Source organism: Aeromonas sp. 600886, assembly GCF_049174935.1.
In the GTDB taxonomy this organism is placed as follows: Bacteria; Pseudomonadota; Gammaproteobacteria; order Enterobacterales; family Aeromonadaceae; genus Aeromonas; species Aeromonas veronii_A.
This window is the reverse complement of sequence record NZ_JAAKUB010000008.1, coordinates 1-15990: the sequence shown is the minus strand read 5'-3', so window position 1 is coordinate 15990 and position 15990 is coordinate 1. Positions and strand designations below refer to the sequence as shown.

Below are 15990 nucleotides of genomic sequence, written 5' to 3'. Positions count from 1 at the left end.
CTTCGAGGTAGCAAAGACATGTGTGGTATTGTCGGTATAGTTGGCACCACCCCCGTCAATCAGGCCCTCTACGACGCCTTGACGGTGTTGCAGCACAGGGGACAGGATGCCGCCGGGATCGTGACCATTGATAGTGGAAACTTCCGGCAACGCAAGGCCAATGGCCTGGTGAAGGACGTGTTTGAAGTGCGCCACATGCAGCGTTTGCAAGGGAACATCGGCATAGGTCATGTCAGATATCCCACAGCAGGTAGCTCAAGTGCCGCTGAAGCCCAACCTTTTTATGTGAACTCGCCCTACGGCATGGTGCTGGCCCATAACGGCAACCTCACCAACGCCAAGGAGCTCAAGGAGCAGCAGTTCAAGGTCGCCCGTCGCCACATCAACACCACTTCCGATTCGGAAGTGTTGCTGAACGTGCTGGCTCACGAGCTGGATCGCTGTGACAAGATGGCCCTGCGCCCCGAAGATATCTTCGCCGCGGTGCGCAGAACCCATCAGCAGATCCGCGGCGCTTATGCGGTGGTCTCGCTGGTAATTGGTCATGGTCTCATCGGTTTTCGCGATCCCAACGGCATTCGCCCGCTGATCCTCGGTCGTCGTCAGGACGAGCAGGGTCAGGTGGAGTACATGCTCGCCTCAGAGAGCGTGGCGCTCGACGCCATCGGTTTCGAGACGGTGAGGGATATTGCGCCGGGTGAAGCCATCTACATCACCGAGCAGGGCCAGCTCTTCTCCGAGCAGTGTGCGGAGAACCCGCAGATGAGCTCCTGCATCTTCGAATATGTCTATTTCGCCCGTCCCGATTCGTGCATCGACAAGGTTTCGGTCTACGCCGCCCGCCTCAACATGGGCCGCAAGCTGGGTCAGAAGATTGCCCGCGAGTGGGAAGATCTCGACGTCGATGTGGTTATCCCCATTCCCGAGACTTCCTGTGACGTGGCGCTGGAGATCGCTCACACCCTGGATCTGCCATACCGTCAGGGCTTCGTGAAGAACCGCTACATCGGCCGTACCTTCATCATGCCGGGTCAGACCCAGCGCAAGAAGTCGGTGCGTCGCAAGCTCAACGCCATCAGCTCTGAATTCAAGGGCAAGAAGGTGTTGCTGGTGGATGATTCCATCGTGCGTGGTACCACGTCCGAGCAGATCATCCAGATGGCCCGTGAAGCGGGGGCAGCCAAGGTCTACTTCGCCTCGGCGGCGCCGGAAATTCGCTTCCCCAACGTCTACGGCATCGATATGCCCACCGCCAACGAGCTGATCGCTCACGGCCGTGAAGTGGAAGAGGTGTGCAAGCTGATTGGTGCTGACGGCCTGATTTTCCAGGATCTGGAAGATTTGGAATCGGCAGTGCGGGAGATCAACCCGGATCTGCGTCACTTCGAGACCTCGGTCTTCAATGGCCACTACGTCACCTCCGACGTGGACCAGTCCTATCTGGATCACCTCAACGCCCTGCGCAACGATGACACCAAAGCGGTGCGTGAGTGGCAGGAAGGCACCAGCAATCTGGAAATTTTTAACGAAGGCAGTTAAACGTTTGCGGTTTTGCCGGATGGGATAGCGAGATGGGGGCCAGTGGCCCCCATTGTCGTTTTTGCCTTGCACCGGCAGAAGGGGTAGGGGGTATCTGTTTGAAAAACATCCGTTTATCTTGCCGGATATGGGCATGGCCAGCAGGATCCGCTAGCATAGGCGGCAACATATATGACCGATACGCTTTTAAGAGACGAGAGTTCAGATGGATGATCTGCTAGCCCCAGTGCGCCAGTTTTTGCAGTGCGAGACCCCGGATGAGTGGGTGGAGATGGCGCGAGATCCGGCCCGTTTGCCGACCCTGCTCATCGATCACGCCAACTGCGAGACCAAGGCCGCACTCACTGCCCACAGTCTGGTGCGCCGCTACTGCCTGCCCAAGGGCAAGCGCCATCTGCTGCCCAAGCTGGAGTTCTATCGCGAGCTGGATGCCATTCCGGAGAAGGCCGAGATCCTGGGCAAACGCAGCATGGGGGAGTCTGATCGCACCGTCTTTGCCGAGCTGGAGCGCAATCCACTGCTGTTTCCCATGGTGCGACTCATTCAGGAGGAGCTGCACCACTTCGAGCAGGTGCTGGAGATCATGCAGGCCCGCGGCATCGAATACGGGCCGGTGACGGCCTCCCGCTATGCCCGTCAGTTGATGCAGCATGTGCGCACCCATGAACCGGCCACCATAGTCGACAAGATGATCATCGGTGCCTATATCGAGGCCCGCTCCTGCGAGCGGTTTGCCAAGCTGGCGCCCCATCTGGACGAAGAGCTGAGCCGCTTCTATGTCTCTTTGCTGCGCTCCGAAGCGCGTCACTATCAGGATTACCTGAGCCTGGCCGAACAGTACGCAGGGGAGGATATCAGCGAGCGGGTGGCCTTCTTTGGCAAGCTGGAAGCCGAGCTAATCTGCTCGCCGGATCCCCAGTTCCGGTTTCATAGCGGCCTGCCTGTCACATCTGACAGTTGTTGACGCACAGGGGGCAAACTACTATTGCCCTGTTCCTACTACGAGCGACAAGTAGTTACTTTTGAGCGCAATTCCCGGCCCTGAGCCGGGATCTTTTTTTCTGTCGTACCTCCTTCCTGCTTTTGGCGCTCTATGCTGAATCCCTGGCTATTTTTGCGTCTTCCCCTTGCGATGAAATCCTGTTCGAACAGCCGGTTATTGTGGTGATAAAGTGCTCATTCAGGTGGCTCACCCTTGTAGAAACGGGCGAAACCGTGTACTTTTTTGCCTTCGCAAGATTTGAATAACCAATCAATAGGAGCGTGTATGCGCATTGTTCTGTTGGGGGCTCCGGGCGCCGGCAAAGGTACCCAGGCTCAGTTCATCATGGAAAAACACGGTATTCCCCAGATCTCCACCGGCGACATGCTGCGTGCGGCGATCAAAGCGGGCACCGAGCTCGGTCTGAAAGCCAAAGCTGTGATGGACGCAGGTCAGCTGGTCTCTGACGACATCATCATCGGTCTGGTCAAAGAGCGCATCGCTCAGCCGGACTGCGCCAAAGGCTTCCTGTTGGACGGTTTCCCGCGCACCATTCCCCAGGCGCAAGCCATGAAGGACGCCGGTGTCGTGGTTGATTTCGTGCTGGAGTTCGATGTGCCGGACGAAGAGATCGTCAAGCGCATGAGCGGCCGTCGCGTTCACTCCGGCTCCGGCCGTACCTACCACGTGGTGTTCAATCCGCCGAAAGTGGAAGGCAAGGATGACGTGACCGGTGAAGATCTGGTGATCCGCGCCGACGACGAAGAGACCACAGTACGCAAGCGTCTGGATGTATATCATCAGCAGACCGCGCCGCTGATCGGTTTCTACGGCAAAGAGGCGGAAGCGGGCCACACCCGTTACGTCAAGATCGACGGCACCCAGCCGGTTGATCTGGTCAGCAAGCAGCTTGCCACCATTCTGGGCTGATCTTTGCTGCCGGCACTGTTTCCCGTGCCATCAGATAAATAAAGAGAAGGGCCCTGTCGGGCCCTTTTTGCATAATGACAGATAGACAGGAAGCCAACGTGACCACGAAAACCGGAATATTGCTGGTCAATCTGGGTACCCCAGCCGCACCGACCACCGCTGCCGTCAAAGCGTTCCTCAGCCAGTTCCTGCACGATCCCCGTGTGGTGGACCTGCCCCGTTACCTCTGGTGTCCGCTGCTCCACTTCATCATCTTGCCGACGCGCTCGCCCAAAGTGGCCAAGCTCTATCAGCAGGTCTGGACCGAGCAGGGCTCGCCGCTGATGGTGATAAGCAAGCAGCAGCGCGCTGCGCTGGAGCAGGAGCTCAAGCGGGAGGGGGTCGATGTGCCGGTGGAGCTGGCGATGACCTATGGTTCCCCGTCAGTGAATGATGGCTGGCAGGCGCTCAAGGCCAAAGGGGTCAACCGGGTGATCCTGTTGCCGCTCTATCCGCAATATTCGGTCAGTACCACCGCCTCGGTCTTCGATGCCTGGAGCAAGGCGATGAAGAGAGAACGCAATCTGCCGGTGGTACGGCTCATTCGTGATTATCACGCCCACCCCGAATACATTCAGGCGCTGGCCATGAGCGTGCGCCGTCACTGGGAGCTGCACGGTCAGGGTGATCACCTGCTGATGTCGTTCCACGGTATTCCCGAGCGCTACGAGAACGAAGGGGACCCCTATGGTCACCAGTGTCGCCACACCGCCACTCTGCTGGCCGAGGCGCTCGGGCTGGATGCCGGGCAGTGGACGGCAAGCTTCCAGTCCCGCTTTGGCAAGGAGGAGTGGCTCAAGCCCTACACCGACGTGACCATCGCCGGTATGCCTGCAGCGGGCATCAAGCGGCTTGATGTAATTTGTCCTGCCTTTGCCGCCGACTGCCTCGAAACCCTCGAGGAAATTCAGGTACAGAATCGGGAGGTCTTCATGGAGGCCGGTGGCGAGCGGTTTGAATATATTCCGGCCCTCAACAGTGATCAGGCCCACATCAGGATGATGGTCTCGCTCATTTGCCGCGAATTGGCATGAGTGACCGGCAGTCAGTCAAACAAGGAGTCGAGTCATGATACATATCACGCTGATCTACGCAGGCCTGCTGGGGCTGCTGTTTCTGGGGCTCTCCTTCTGGGTGGTCAAACGCCGCGCCCAGTTCGGGGTGATGATAGGGCAGGGGGAGGCCCCCGAGCTGCTGGCGGCGATCCGGGCCCACGGCAATTTTGCCGAGTATGTGCCGCTGACCCTGCTGCTGATGGCGCTGTGCGAGCTCTCCGGTGCCGGTGCGCTCTGGCTGCATGCCGGTGGCGCCATGCTGCTGGTCGGCCGCATCCTGCATGCCATCGGCATCCAGATCCCCAAAGCCCCCAATGTGCCCCGTTTTCTGGGTACCTTGCTGTTCTGGCTCGCCCTCGGCCTCTTTTCGGTACTGGCCCTTTTGCAGGGCATGGCGGCCGCCTGAAAACAGGCGCTTTTGCATGCTAGGGAACCACCTCGGACGGGGTGGTTTTTTTATGGTGAAAAGGCAAACGTTTTTCCTTGCAAGCCTTGTCTATACTGACTCCATTATTTAAACAGGGCGACTTTTCGGGGCGGCGGATTGTGTTAAAATCCCGCCCCTCTTTCCCCCAGAGCACAGAACATTGCCATGAAATTTCCCGGTCAGCGCAAGTCCAAACACTACTTCCCTGTCGACAGACGCGATCCCCTGGTTCCGCAAAATCCCCTGTTAACCGAGCTGGGCAAAGCCTACGTCGTCGGGATTGACCAGACCCTGGTTGATATCGAAGCCCATGTGGATGAAGACTTTCTGACCCGTTATGGTCTGAGCAAGGGGCACTCCGTCGTCATCAGTGATGATGTAGCCGAACGGATTTATGACGAGCTCAAGGCCAACAACATGGTGGTGAGCGAGTTTGCCGGTGGCACCATCGGCAACACGGTACACAACTACTCGGTACTGGCCGACTCCCACTCCATCCTGCTGGGTGTGATGAGTCAGGACATTCGCATCGGTTGCTACGCCTACCGTTATCTGTGCAACACCTCTTCCCGCGTCAATCTGGACTATCTGCAGCCGGTTGATGGCCCCATCGGCCGTTGCTTCACCTTCATTACCGAGTGCGGCGAGCGCAGCTTCGGCATCAACGCCGGCAAGATGAACCAGCTGGATGTGCAGCACATTCCGGAGGATGTGATCAAAGGGGCGTCTGCTCTGGTTATCACCGCCTATCTGGTGCGTGGTGACGATGGTGATCCGATGAAAGAGGCGGCCATGACCGCGGTGCGTTATGCCCGAGAGGCCGGTATTCCCGTGGTGCTGACCCTGGGCACCCGTTTCGTCATCGACGAAAACCCCCAGTGGTGGCGCGACTTCATTGCCGAGAACGTGACTGTGCTGGCGATGAACGAAGACGAAGGTGAAGCCCTGACCGGTATTGCTGATCCGCTCGGTGCTGCCGACAAGGCGCTCGACTGGGCCGACATGGTGCTCTGTACTGCTGGCCCCATCGGCCTCTACATGGCGAGCTACACCGATGAGGACTACAAGCGCGAGACCACTCATACCCTGCTGCCCGGTGTTATCCCCGAGTTCAACATGTATGAGTTCAGCCGCCCGATGGCCCGTGCCAAGTGCCGCAAACCGGCCCGTATCTACTCCCACATCTCCCCGTACATGGGTGGCCCGGAGAAGATCAAGAACACCAACGGGGCAGGGGATGGCGCGCTTTCCGCCGTGCTGCACGACATGGTGGCCAACTCTTATCACCGGATGAATGTGCCCAACTCCGCCAAGCACATCTCCGAGTTCCTGACCTACTCCTCACTGGCCCAGGTGTGCAAATACGCCAACCGCGTCAGCTACGAGGTGTTGGCCCAGAGCAGCCCCCGTCTCTCCCGCGGTTTGCCGGAGAAAGAGGACAGCCTGGAAGAGGTTTACTGGGAGCGTTGATCTCCTGAATCTGCAAGACGCCTCCATCGGGAGGCGTTTTTGCAGGCAAATGGGGGTTATCCCGGCTTTTTTCCCGGAATAACCCCAATATGCTTGAGTCCATGTCACTTTTACGACACCATTTGACCATCGTATTGTCGCCCGACAATGCCGCAGCACCCGAAAGAAAGAGAGAATCCCATGAGCATGCTTAACGACAACCTTGACGCCAATTTCCAACTGTTTATCGAACAAGTCCGCGAGTCGGGTCAGGTGTGGGGTCTGCGCTATGGGGAAGACTGGGTCGTCTGCCGCTCCGCCGAATTTGAAGATGCCGACGTGATGCCGCTCTGGTCTGCCGAAGAGGACGCCCGTCTGCACTGTGTTGACGAGTGGGCCGATTACGAGCCGGAAGTGATCGATCTGGAAGAGTTTCTCGATATCTGGATCAACGATCTGGATGAAGATGATGTACTGGTCGGCCCGAACTGGAACGCCGATCTGGAAGGTCAGGAGCTCGAACCCATCGAGCTGGCCAAGGCTCTGGTTGAACTGGACGCCTGAAAGCGCCTCCATTGATGGCCTGAACGCACAGGCCATCGGGACAAAGACCGGCATCCGCGAAGGTGCCGGTCTTTTTTATGGTCGAATGGCCCGATTGATGAGTTAAAAGCCGATTTGCCTTTGCACCTGTCAGGGGGATGGTCCATCATCAACCTTTTGCCAAGGGAGGAGCGCCATGTTTGTATTCGACGTAACGGGAGCTGCGGGTGAGAAGGCCAGCATTCGGGTGCAGGCGCTGGATTGGGCGCAAGCCGGACCAGTGACCTTCCAGTGCGATGATGATCAGCTGGCGGTCGTGCTCCTGAGCGGTTGTCGTTGCGATGCGGTGGGCTTTTTCAACCTGTTGGCGGGGTGCAAACCGCTCTATATCGAGCAGTGGCTCAGCTATCTGCAAGAGAGCGGTCGCATTGGCAAGTGGAGCCACCAGACCGAGAGTCCCGCCGATGGGGACTATCTGGCCAGAGCCGGTCTGGAGCACGATGAGCTCAATACCCTGCTTGGCCAGGTCTATCAGGTGGCGGGGTTCAATCGCCTGCAAATCAACCGTTACCTCAAAAACCGCCACAATCCTACTACACTGGCGACCCGTTACGATCAGAAGGAGTTGGAGCGTTACCGCCAGCTCAATGACATCATTCTGACCCTGTTGAAGCTGAAGCATCCTCAGTAAAGAGCCCCAGCTGGCTGATATCCGGTCGCAGCGGTTGCGGCCGGGCGATCAGATAGCCCTGCAAGCCATCCACGTACATCCCCTGCAGCAGCTGTTTCTGGCCAAGCTGTTCTACCCCCTCAGCAATCACCTGACATCCCATCCGATGTGATACATCGACGATCATCCGCACAAACTGCTGGTTGGTCTGATCCTGCTCCAGCCCGGTAATAAGGGCAGGGTCCAGCTTGATGTAGTCGGGCTTGAGCTCGCGAAACAGGGTAAAGGAGCCGATCCCCTTGCCAAAATTGGCGATCGCCGAGCGACTGCCGTTGCGGCGCAGCAGTTCAAATACCCGTTTGGCGCCGGTCAGGTTGCGTTCCAGATGCTCTTCATCCAGCTCGAACACCAGATTGGCGCTGGTATTGGGATCTTTGAGCAACTGGCGGTCAAGCCAGATCAGGAAGGCGCTGTTTTGCAGCAGGTTGGGGGAGAGATTGACTCCCCAGCGACTCTGATTGGCACCAAAAGCCCGGTATTGACGCATTATATGAACAATCACCAGTTGCTCCAGCCGCATCACCATATCGAGCCGCTGGGCCATGGCAAACAGGGTGTCGGTGGGCAGGGCTGTACCATCGCCGCCGCTGAAACGGGTGTAGATTTCGTTGTAGGCCAGCATGCTGCGGTGCAGGGGCTGGATTGGCTGATAGGTGAAGCTGAGCCGCTCCTGTGCCAGCACTTCAGTCAGCACCTCGCGCCAGTGATGCTGTCCCTGCAGATCGGAGACGTTGTCATCCTGCTGGATGGCCCAGCCATTGATGGTTTCGGTCTGGGCGCGTGCCAGCGCCAAATCCGCCCTGGCCAGCACGGCCTCGATTTTCTGGCCGCTGCTGAGCTTGGTCAACCCCGAGTAACCGGTGCTCTCCAGCTCGTGTTGAGCCTGATAGTGATCGAAAGCCACTTTCAAATCCTGTCCCAGCAGATGGGGGGGAATATTGGCCACCGGTTGCACCAGTACGGCGAAATCAGCCCCCGAAATGCGATAGACCTGATTGCCCGGGAAGCGGCTCACCACCCGCTTAATAAGGGCCGCCATGTCCTTGATGTAGGCATCACCAGACTGGAAGCCGCGCTGGGCGTTGATCTTGCCAAGCTCGGTGGCGCGGATCAGCACCAGACTTGCTGTCTGGGTGTCCTGATCCCGCTGCAGCAACTCGGTCATGTCGCGGCGAAAGGCGTGGCGGTTGAGTAGTTGAGTCAGCTCGTCGGTGGTGGCCAGATTGCTCAGTTCGGTCAGCTGACGATGGGCACTCTGTTCGGCACTCTCGAACTGCTCCAGCAGCTGTTGCAGCACTTCCCGGGAGGCGGGCTCATCAAGCAGTGAGGGATCCCGGCTCCTGATGGCCTTGACCCAGGTGAGCTCCTGATGCTGGACCATGCCGTCCATGGTGCGCATGGCCAGCATTAACAACAGGATCATGCCGAGCAGTGTGGTGGCCAGAATAACTGTCAGAGTGAGCGGTGTGCTCTGAAGGGCCAACCAAACTGCTTGCAGGAGCAGCAGGGGTATGGTCACTATGGTGGCGATCATGAAGAGGGGGCGTCCAAGCTTGTGAACCATCTTTTTATCCTTGAAGTGGCTGCTTTATGAGGGAATTTTAACCAAGCTTGCGGTGCAAAGCATGCTATTCCTCGCAACTCGGTGAAAAGGGTCAATTGAAATCGGTTAAATGTGAGTGAAACCACTTTCACAGGTACCGAAACAGGCGAAGATGAGTTGAAAACAGATCAAACAAGGCAGAGGTAAATCATGTTGTTAGAGCCAGAAAATAGTGCCAAAGCACGACAATTGTTGAACCAGAGTATGGCACTGGTGCTGGCAGGTGGACGTGGCAGTCGCCTAAAGCAGTTGACTGACAACCGAGCCAAGCCTGCCGTCCATTTCGGTGGCAAATTCCGGATCATCGACTTTGTGCTCTCCAACTGTATCAACTCGGGGATCCGCCGGGTTGGTGTAGTCACCCAATACAAATCTCACAGCCTGCTGCGTCACCTGCAATCGGGCTGGTCCTTCCTGCGTTACCAGATGAACGAATTCATCGACCTGCTCCCTGCCCAGCAACGGGTGGACGAGGTGCACTGGTATCGCGGTACCGCCGATGCCATCTATCAGAACGTCGATATCATCCGTGACTATGGCCCCAAATACCTGGTGGTGCTGGCAGGGGATCACATCTACAAGATGGATTACGCCGCCATGCTGCTCGACCATGTGCGCCTTGGCGCCAAGGTGACGGTAGCCTGCATCGAAGTGCCGCGGGCCGAGGCCTCTGCTTTCGGCATCATGGATATTGACGAGCAGCGCAAGATCCGCGCCTTCGTCGAAAAACCGGCCAATCCGCCCGCCATGCCGGGTTGCGAAGATCGCTCGCTGGCCTCCATGGGGATCTATATCTTCGAGGCGGAGTACCTCTACCAACTGCTGGAGGAGGACATTCACAATCAGGACTCCAAACACGACTTCGGGATGGATGTGATTCCCCGCATCGTGGAGGAGGGGCTGGCATTTGCTCACCCCTTCAACATGTCCTGTGTCGGCGCGCGCGAGGGGCAAAAGCCCTACTGGCGTGACGTGGGTACGCTGGACTCGTTCTGGGAAGCGAACATGGATCTCGCCTCCGTGCTGCCCGAGCTCGATATCTACGATCAGAACTGGCCTATCTGGACCAGCCAGACCCTGACGCCTCCGGCCAAGTTTGTGCAGGACCGCAATGGCCAGCACGGCATGACCATTAACTCCATGTTTGCGGGCGGGACCATTGTCAGCGGGTCGTTCGTGCTCAACTCGGTGCTCTTTACCAATGTGCGGGTGCACTCTTTCTGTACCCTGGATCAGGCCATCATCTTCCCCGGGGTCGAGATCGGCGCCGGTTGCCGTCTGCGCCGGGTGGTGGTGGACAAGGGATGTGTGCTGCCAGATGGGTTGGTGGTGGGTGAAAACGCCGATGAGGATAGCCGCCGCTTCTACCGCTCCGAACAGGGAATTGTGCTGGTGACCAAAGAGATGCTGGACAAGCTGGTTTGAGGAAAACCCTTGAAATTGTGTCAGACGCTGTAATGCAAAGGGAGCCAATTTGGCTCCCTTTTTCATGCTGGTGAATGGCGAAGATTATTCGCTAACCACCGCTTTGGCGGCCATCACCATGGCGGTGCCGTGCTTGCCACCGGCGGCGGTCACTTGCGGTACGCCATCTTCATCGGTATCGCTGCCGGCACCTTCGATGATGTTCTCGCCGGAGTCGCCGATCCACTCGGCCATCTGCATGCCACCATTGACGGTGCCACGGAACCAGCTGACGTACTGACCGGTCAGTTTGGCCAGCTCCAGCTCGGGCGCCTTCTCGGCACCTTCGTTGCGCAGGTTCAGCATGGCAGAGCGCAGGGCGCCAGAGATGGCCGCCTGGGTCCAGGGAGTGTATTCACCCTGTTTACCCGCCAGCCAGGTGCCCGCCTTGGCATTGAAGTAGGCCTTGTCGGCAGCGACAAACAGCTCGCGGGCGGCGGTGCGGTACTTGGCATCGGAGGTAGCGAGGAAGGCGGCCGTCAGACCGCGGATAGCGGCGAACTGCGCATCGATGGAGTAGCCGGCATCGAGCTTGCCACCCAGGGTTATGCCGTCATGCACCAGACCATTTTTGCCCTTGAGGTTGGCAAGGATGAAATCGGCCTGCTTGCGGATCAAGTCGAGCGCCTCTTGACCCTGCTTGGTCTTGAGGTTCAGCTCGCCATTGTCACCGGCGGCGTAACCGACCGGCAGCGCGTCCTGAGCGCGCTGGAAGATCTGCAGGGCGACCAGTGCGTAAGCGGCGTCAAAGGTGGTGACGTGCTTGCCCTGTTTGCCTGCCTGCCAGCTGTCGACCAGGGTGCCAGCCTTGGCATCAAAGTGCAGGGCCGCCAGGTTCTTGAAGGTGAGGTTTGAGAGATTGATCGCCAGCGAGAAGGCATCGCTGCCCGCAACGGCTTTGCCCAGGTCATTGGCCTTGTTGGCAGCCGGTGCGGCGGCAAACGGTGCGCCGTCAAACACGGCGTGGAAGGCTGGGTTCTGGTTGGTGTTGGCGCTGCGCTGATCGCTGAAAGCATAGAACTCGGAGAGCGGCCACAGCATCATCCAGGCATCGCGCAGCTGGGCAGAGCCATCCACCACCTCCAGCTTGCCGATGGCCCCGGCATCGTTGTTGCTGGTTTCGGTCACTTTCACCTGATGGGGGAAGTAGACAACGCCCTTGGCCGGATCGTACTGCGGGGTGATCCTGGCGCCCAGTTGCTTGCCATCGAAGCCAAGCTGGTTCTGCATGATGGCCAGCTTGTCGATGGACTGCTCGGTCAGCATCATGCCATTGAAGCCATCGGCGGCAGAGACGCCCAGCTTGTGCTTGCCATCCTGATCCATGGTGGCGGAGGCGGCTTCTACCTCTTCATCGGTTTCGGCTACGTGCATGCCGCCGAGGAAGTCCTGGGACCACATCACCTCTTTGAGCAGGATACCGCCCACCGCTGCGGGCACCAGCAGGTTGTCGCTGCCGCTCCAGCGCAGGGTGCTGTAGTCGCGGAAGTAGGCGGGCACCTGGGTCTTGACGGTTTTCTCGGTCCCTTTGGCGGTCTTGATGGTGATCTGATCGCCATTGACCGGAGTGGCGTTGACGGCCTGGGCAAACTCTGGATTGGCGGAGGCGTAGGGCAGGGAGAGGGGATACATGCCTTGCGGCACTTCATCGGCCGGGAAGCCGACCGCATCGGCCATGGCCAGCACCCGTTGCCCCAGAGAGGCCATGGTGCCACCACGGGCCAGGTTTTGCGGCCCGTTCACCAGATGTGGGCCCATGCCGGATTGGTAGTTGAGGGCGTACATCGCCTCTTCGGAGTATTCGTAGGATTCGATGCCGGCAGCGAAGTCGAACGGAGTTGGTTCATCGGCACGGTTGGCATCCAGCACATCCAGATCCAGCCCCAGTGCTTCGGCTAGCGGCTCGCCAGAGAGCTCGAATTCGGTATAGGCCAGCATGTTGGCGGCGGTATTGAATGTCTTGTCTTCGACCTTGACGGCAGCGTGTGCGGCGCCGCTGATCAGTGCGCAGGCGATCGCCTGAACCAGTACGGTTTTTCTCATGTCCCTTCTCACCATTGGTTGGTTTTATTATTGACGCTTCTCATGACGAATCTAAATGAGAATGGTCTGCATTATGCTGTGTTGGAGGGGACTTGAGAAGTAAAAAACCGCCCCATTCGGCTGCACGTTAAACCGGATGTGCGTTGTCGAAGAGGGCGGTTATCTGTTTATTGCGATGAAAGTGCCAGTGCGGCGGTGATCAGAGCAGCTTGAACGGGATGACCAGACGGCCCGGCTCTACCTTGAGGGCTTCAACCTTGTCCTTGATCCTGGCTTCGTTCTTGCGGCTGCTGTCGAGGCGGTAGACCGGGGTCTGCGACAGGAACAGGGAGAGCGACTGATTGAAGGTGGGCAGCAGTGGGGTGAGGGCGGCCCCGATATCGGCCGGCTCGGTCTTGACCGAGATCAGTTCAAGGTCGCGCAGATAGATGGCGCCCTGATCGGCCACATAGTCGGGGCGGGCACTCAGGGCAAAGCGGATCTTCATCTGCTGGCTGCCAAGGGGGCTGCTCACCTGCAGGTCGCCAGCGGCATCCAGCTCGATGCGATCCGCTTGTTTGCGGCCGATACGGCTCTGCATCTCATCCAGACGGATCTTGCTCGACATGATGCCGGGGATCCCCAGCTGTTTTTCAAAAGAGACCTGATCTTTGAGGTACTGGTTGATTTCGGCCTCGCTGACATTGTACTGGGTCAGGGAGCAGGCCCCCAGCAGCAGGGCGAGGGGGAGTAACAACAACTGTTTCAACATGATGGATTCCGCTTGGGCAACTATGATGGCGCTATCTTACGCGATAACGGGCGTGGAATGAGAGCCTCATACCGTGGGAAATCACGGAGTTGCTGCATTCCCGATTGTTTTTTGGCAACCGCCGGGTTCATCATCGACGAGTGAGCGGAATAGGGCTGAGCTGTTGGCTGCGGGCGTAGGTCTACGCCTTAAGCAGAGAGAAGAGCACAGAGAGCGAGAAGAGCAAAGAGAGCGAGAAGAGCAAAGAGAACGAGGAGAGCGTAATGGTTCGGATGGGCAAGGTTGGCTGCAGGGCGCTGCTGTGGCTTGGCTGCATGATGGGACTCTGGAGCCCATCGCTCTGGGCCGAGGTGAAAGTGATCCCGGTCTTCGAGGCGCAGGCGGCGGTGCAGACCCTCAAGGAGATCTATCCCCAGCTTGGGGTGAGTGCCATGGGTAATCAGCTGGTGCTGAGCGGGACGCCAGCCCAGCTGCAGGAGGCCGAAGCCACGCTGGCGCAGATCAACCAGCCACCGCAAAGCCTGCTTATCGAGTGGCGGGTGGAGGGGGCCGCCAGTGGCCAGCAACTGGGGGGCTCAATCAGTCGCGACGAGGCCAAGCGGCAGTGGTTGCTCGATGGCAACGCCCGAAAGTACCAGCGCAGCCAGAACGACAGCTGGCAGGTGCGCGGGCTGTCGGGCCGTCCCGTGCTGCTGCAGATGGGCTCCTATCAGCCGGTCACCTTCTATCAGTGGAACGGGGGCGCCGTGGTGGGGATGATGCCGCTGGTGAACGGCCTCTATGCCACGGCCACCTTGATTGGCGATCGGGTGCAGATTGCGCTGAGCAGCGAACAGGCGAGGCTGGATCAGGGCACCATCAATCGTGGGCAGAGTGCCACCGAGGTGAGCGGGGCCCCAGGCCAGTGGCTGACGGTGGGGGAGCTCTCGACCAGCTCGGCAGATCAGGGGAGTAGCCTCGGCACCCAGCTACAGGGCGGACGAGGCAGCCAGAGCGAGCGCCAGACCCTGCAGATCCGGGTCACCCGCCAATAAGCAATGTAGTGGTCTAATCATCCCGGACACCATTTTAGGTGGTACAGTCGCCACCATGACCTGAGGTGTTCAATGACAAGATTACGTCGCTCATTTACTGCCGAATTCAAACTCGAAGCCGCATCCCTGGTGCTCGACCAGGGATATTCTGTCCCTGAAGCCAGCCGTTCACTGGATGTCGGTGAAACCGTACTGCGTCGTTGGGTTCAGCAGCTTCAATCCTAACGAATTGGCACTACCCCAATCAGCAAAGCGCTGACTCCGGAGCAGCAGAAAATCCAGGAGCTGGAAGCCCCATCACTCTGGTCTGCCGCGCTTTCGATGTTCCCACCTCCTGCTTTTACGACTATCTGACTCGCAGGCGGACGATTAACCGTGAGCGCATGCAGCATCGCTGTGAGTTGCGCAGGTTGTTCAAAGAAAGCCGGAACTCAGCGGGCAGCCGCGCCTTGATGTCGATGATGCGAGAGTTGGGGTATCAGATTGGCCGATTCAAAGTACGCAACCTGATGAAGGAAGCCGGGCTGGTATCCAAACAGCCGGGCGCACACCGTTATCAAGTGGCACAGTCTGAACGACCGGACATTCCCAATCTGCTGGCCCGGGAATTTGATGTCCAGCAACCCAATCAGGTGTGGTGTAGCGATATCACCTACGTCTGGGCAGGTGGTCGTTGGCATTACCTGGCAGCGGTGCTTGACCTGTACACCCGGCGGGTCGTGGGCTGGGCGATGTCTGATAAACCTGATGCAGAATTGGCAATCAAAGCACTGGAAATGGCCTATCAGCAGCGGGGTTGCCCATCCGGTGTGCTATTTCACTCTGACCAAGGCAGCCAATATGGTAGCCGGGCATTTCGGCAACGAGTGTGGCGCTATCGCATAACCCAGAGCATGAGTCGGCGTGGAAACTGCTGGGATAACGCCCCGATGGAGCGACTGTTCAGAAGCCTGAAGTCAGAGTGGCTCCCGGCTATGGGATACATGAGCATACGGGAGGCAAAGCGGGATATCAGTTATTACCTGATGGATGACTACAACTGGCGGCGTCCACATTGCCACAATAACGGGATACCGCCAGCAAAAGCCGAAAAACGGCCTAACCAAGTGTCCGGATTTAGTTGACCACTACATTATGACCTGAATTGAGGCTATTGGCAGCGACGTGTCGTCAAGTCACCAAGCTTTCAGTATCACCTATTGCAGTACCGGCACAGCTGGTGCTGCAAGTCGTGAAGGTCTATCCCGGTAGCATGGGGGGCTACCAGTTTGGTTCATAACTCCAGCTCGATTATGGGGATCTCCCAACGTTCGCTGCGCATCTTGGGTTGATACTCTTCTTTCTCCTGTTCTTTACGTCGTTCCACCAGAGCAATCACTCGGGCTTCACGGATGCTATTCA

Annotated in this window: 13 protein-coding genes and 1 pseudogene; 11 read left to right on the top strand and 3 right to left on the bottom strand. The window is 58.3% G+C overall.

Annotated features, from left to right (window positions below; translation table 11 throughout):
* Window positions 1-18 precede the first annotated feature (18 nt).
* From purF to G5179_RS08120, 8 genes are all read left to right on the top strand, one after another.
* Window positions 19-1539 (top strand): amidophosphoribosyltransferase, encoded by a 1521-nt coding sequence (gene purF, locus G5179_RS08155; RefSeq protein WP_158113146.1) that lies wholly within the window; start codon window positions 19-21, stop codon window positions 1537-1539.
* Between the two features lie 205 nt (window positions 1540-1744).
* Window positions 1745-2503, top strand: coding sequence for a tRNA isopentenyl-2-thiomethyl-A-37 hydroxylase MiaE (gene miaE / locus G5179_RS08150; RefSeq protein WP_005346385.1), 759 nt, complete (start codon window positions 1745-1747; stop codon window positions 2501-2503).
* A 303-nt stretch (window positions 2504-2806) separates the two neighbouring features.
* A complete protein-coding gene (gene adk / locus G5179_RS08145) occupies window positions 2807-3451 on the top strand; it encodes an adenylate kinase (protein WP_005337083.1) in 645 nt (214 codons plus the stop codon).
* Window positions 3452-3549: 98 nt separating this feature from the next.
* Window positions 3550-4524 (top strand): ferrochelatase, encoded by a 975-nt coding sequence (gene hemH, locus G5179_RS08140; RefSeq protein ID WP_247822655.1) that lies wholly within the window; start codon window positions 3550-3552, stop codon window positions 4522-4524.
* 34 nt (window positions 4525-4558) lie between these two features.
* Complete coding sequence (locus tag G5179_RS08135) at window positions 4559-4951, top strand: MAPEG family protein (protein WP_139463897.1); 393 nt, start codon at window positions 4559-4561, stop codon at window positions 4949-4951.
* Between the two features lie 186 nt (window positions 4952-5137).
* On the top strand, window positions 5138-6442 hold the full coding sequence (locus G5179_RS08130) for an inosine/guanosine kinase (protein WP_019445536.1): 1305 nt from the start codon (window positions 5138-5140) through the stop codon (window positions 6440-6442).
* Between the two features lie 180 nt (window positions 6443-6622).
* Window positions 6623-6985, top strand: coding sequence for a DUF2750 domain-containing protein (locus G5179_RS08125; protein WP_005337077.1), 363 nt, complete (start codon window positions 6623-6625; stop codon window positions 6983-6985).
* A gap of 175 nt (window positions 6986-7160) precedes the next feature.
* Entirely contained in the window at window positions 7161-7655 is a 495-nt protein-coding gene (locus G5179_RS08120; protein WP_042055706.1) for a hypothetical protein, read from the top strand.
* Here G5179_RS08120 and G5179_RS08115 read toward each other — a convergent pair.
* A complete protein-coding gene (locus tag G5179_RS08115) occupies window positions 7618-9258 on the bottom strand; it encodes an EAL domain-containing protein (protein WP_421258178.1) in 1641 nt (546 codons plus the stop codon). The genes G5179_RS08120 and G5179_RS08115 overlap by 38 nt on opposite strands.
* Window positions 9259-9447: 189 nt before the next feature.
* Between G5179_RS08115 and glgC the strand changes: the two genes are divergently transcribed.
* On the top strand, window positions 9448-10722 hold the full coding sequence (gene glgC / locus G5179_RS08110; RefSeq protein ID WP_227342601.1) for a glucose-1-phosphate adenylyltransferase: 1275 nt from the start codon (window positions 9448-9450) through the stop codon (window positions 10720-10722).
* 84 nt (window positions 10723-10806) lie between these two features.
* Here the strand turns inward: glgC and G5179_RS08105 are convergent, their stop codons facing one another.
* Window positions 10807-12804, bottom strand: coding sequence for a hypothetical protein (locus tag G5179_RS08105; RefSeq protein WP_421258177.1), 1998 nt, complete (start codon window positions 12802-12804; stop codon window positions 10807-10809).
* Window positions 12805-13003: 199 nt separating this feature from the next.
* Window positions 13004-13555 carry a lipoprotein gene (locus G5179_RS08100; protein ID WP_216953405.1) on the bottom strand — a complete coding sequence of 184 codons (552 nt, stop codon included), beginning with the start codon at window positions 13553-13555 and terminating at the stop codon, window positions 13004-13006.
* Between the two features lie 314 nt (window positions 13556-13869).
* Here G5179_RS08100 and G5179_RS08095 point away from each other — a divergent pair, with 314 nt between their 5' ends.
* Window positions 13870-14589: a hypothetical protein gene (locus tag G5179_RS08095; RefSeq protein ID WP_421258210.1), complete on the top strand. Its 720-nt coding sequence runs from the start codon at window positions 13870-13872 to the stop codon at window positions 14587-14589.
* Between the two features lie 72 nt (window positions 14590-14661).
* A pseudogene (locus tag G5179_RS08090) lies at window positions 14662-15713 on the top strand (IS3 family transposase).
* Window positions 15714-15990 lie beyond the last annotated feature (277 nt).

Bases quoted from the DNA above. Each gene is read 5' to 3' on its own strand.
- purF (WP_158113146.1), top strand. From the start codon at position 19: ATGTGTGGTATTGTCGGTATAGTTGGCACCACCCCCGTCAATCAGGCC.
- miaE (WP_005346385.1), top strand. From the start codon at position 1,745: ATGGATGATCTGCTAGCCCCAGTGCGCCAGTTTTTGCAGTGCGAGACC.
- adk (WP_005337083.1), top strand. From the start codon at position 2,807: ATGCGCATTGTTCTGTTGGGGGCTCCGGGCGCCGGCAAAGGTACCCAG.
- G5179_RS08135 (WP_139463897.1), top strand. From the start codon at position 4,559: ATGATACATATCACGCTGATCTACGCAGGCCTGCTGGGGCTGCTGTTT.
- G5179_RS08130 (WP_019445536.1), top strand. From the start codon at position 5,138: ATGAAATTTCCCGGTCAGCGCAAGTCCAAACACTACTTCCCTGTCGAC.
- G5179_RS08125 (WP_005337077.1), top strand. From the start codon at position 6,623: ATGAGCATGCTTAACGACAACCTTGACGCCAATTTCCAACTGTTTATC.
- G5179_RS08120 (WP_042055706.1), top strand. From the start codon at position 7,161: ATGTTTGTATTCGACGTAACGGGAGCTGCGGGTGAGAAGGCCAGCATT.
- G5179_RS08115 (WP_421258178.1), bottom strand. From the start codon at position 9,258: ATGGTTCACAAGCTTGGACGCCCCCTCTTCATGATCGCCACCATAGTG.
- glgC (WP_227342601.1), top strand. From the start codon at position 9,448: ATGTTGTTAGAGCCAGAAAATAGTGCCAAAGCACGACAATTGTTGAAC.
- G5179_RS08105 (WP_421258177.1), bottom strand. From the start codon at position 12,804: ATGAGAAAAACCGTACTGGTTCAGGCGATCGCCTGCGCACTGATCAGC.
- G5179_RS08100 (WP_216953405.1), bottom strand. From the start codon at position 13,555: ATGTTGAAACAGTTGTTGTTACTCCCCCTCGCCCTGCTGCTGGGGGCC.
- G5179_RS08095 (WP_421258210.1), top strand. From the start codon at position 13,870: ATGATGGGACTCTGGAGCCCATCGCTCTGGGCCGAGGTGAAAGTGATC.